1 protein-coding gene is annotated in these 1,450 nt (G+C 67.7%); it reads right to left on the bottom strand.

Annotation, left to right across the window (positions count from 1 at the left end; all coding sequences use genetic code 11):
- Positions 1 to 49: 49 nt before the first annotated feature.
- On the bottom strand, positions 50 to 1,444 hold the full coding sequence (gene algK, locus F6S12_RS31700) for an alginate biosynthesis TPR repeat lipoprotein AlgK (protein WP_105625684.1): 1,395 nt from the start codon (positions 1,442 to 1,444) through the stop codon (positions 50 to 52).
- Positions 1,445 to 1,450 lie beyond the last annotated feature (6 nt).

Here is a 1,450-nt window from a genome sequence, read left to right as displayed (position 1 = left end):
TCGCAGCCTGCGGCAGCGGCTACAGGGGTGGTGTTGAATGGGATGGACTTCATAGGGATTCCTCGCCGTCTTCTTCCTGCAGCGCGTGCAGTTGCAGCGTGTTCTGGGTCAGGGCACCGCGCGCCGCCTGCTCCTGTTGCAGCAGGCGCTGGGCTTCGGCGCGCTGGCCGGGGGGCAGTTGTTGATCCAGCTGCTGGGCCAGTTCGTTGGCCTGTGGGGTGTCCTGGGCCTTGGCCAACTGGCTGAAGACGTAGGCGTTGACCGGGTTGGGCGCGGTGCCGCGGCCCTGGGAAAACAGCTGGGCAATGGCGAAGTCGGCGCTGTTCTGGCCGTTGCGGGCAGCCGTCAGCAGGTGGTCCAGGGCTTTTTGCGGGTACACCTGGCCCAGATAGCCACGGCGGTAGATCTGCCCTAGGTAGTAGTCGGCGGCGACTTCGCGGCCCACGGCTTTCTGGAAGTGCGCCTCGGCCACCTTGGCGTCCGCCGGCACCCACTTGCCTTCGTAGTAGAGCTTGCCCAGCAGCAGTTCGGCCCGGGGCTGGTCGGCGGCGCGGCCGTTCTCCAGGTATTCCATCATCTTGTCGACGTCACCCAGCTCGGGGAAGTCGTAGAGCAGTTGCGCCAGGCTGACCCAGGAGGCCGGGTAGCCGGGGGCGACCTGTTCCAGCAAGGCCTGGGCGGTCTTTTCGTCCGGCTTGCCAAGACTGGCATCGCCCAGTACCCGGGCCACGCTGTCGACCCGCTGGGCACTGACGCTGCCACGGCTGTAGCCGGCCTGCAGTCGCTTGATCAGCTCGGCCTGCTGTTCTGGCTGGCCGCGTTTCTGGTAGACGGTGGCCAGCTCGACGTAGCAGATGTCGGTGCTGTCGAGGGCGGCCTTGCAGATGCTTTCCACCTGGTCCAGGTGCTGGTCGTAGGTGCCCTGGGTGCGGTACAGCAGGACCTGGGCCAGACCGGCTTCCGGATAGCCGGCGGCGCGCCATTGGCTGATCTGCTGCTGGGCGTCGACGTTGGGGAAGCTGTGGGGGTATTGCAGGTACAGCATCGCCAGGGGGATCAGGGTGTTGCCTTCGCCATTGGCAAAGGCTTTCTTCAGCAGGCCTTCGGCTTCGTGCTGCTCGGCCTCGCTGGAGCCGGGCTTGGCCACCAGCAGGCGCCCCAGGCGCGCCTGGGCACGGGGCGAGGTGTCGGCTGCGGCGCGGTAGGTGGCCTCGGCCTGCTTGATCTGCGCCGGGTCGCGGCTTTCCACCTGAATGTCGGCCAGGCCCACTTGCGCTTCGCTGTAGCCCAGGTCTGCCAGTTGGCGGTAGTTCTGCTGGGCCAGGGCGGTGTCGCCGCGCTTCAGGGCCTCGTTGGCCAGGCGCTGGTCCGGCAGGCCGGCGCAACCGGCCAGGGCCAGCGCCGCGACCAAAGGCAATACCGAACCCTGTAGCCGCTGCCGCAGGCTGCG

It is taken from the genome of Pseudomonas sp. JV245A (genome assembly GCF_032424515.1).
Classification (GTDB): domain Bacteria; phylum Pseudomonadota; class Gammaproteobacteria; order Pseudomonadales; family Pseudomonadaceae; genus Aquipseudomonas; species Aquipseudomonas protegens.
Note: the sequence above shows the minus strand (reverse complement) of the source record. Positions and strands in the feature narration are given on the sequence as shown.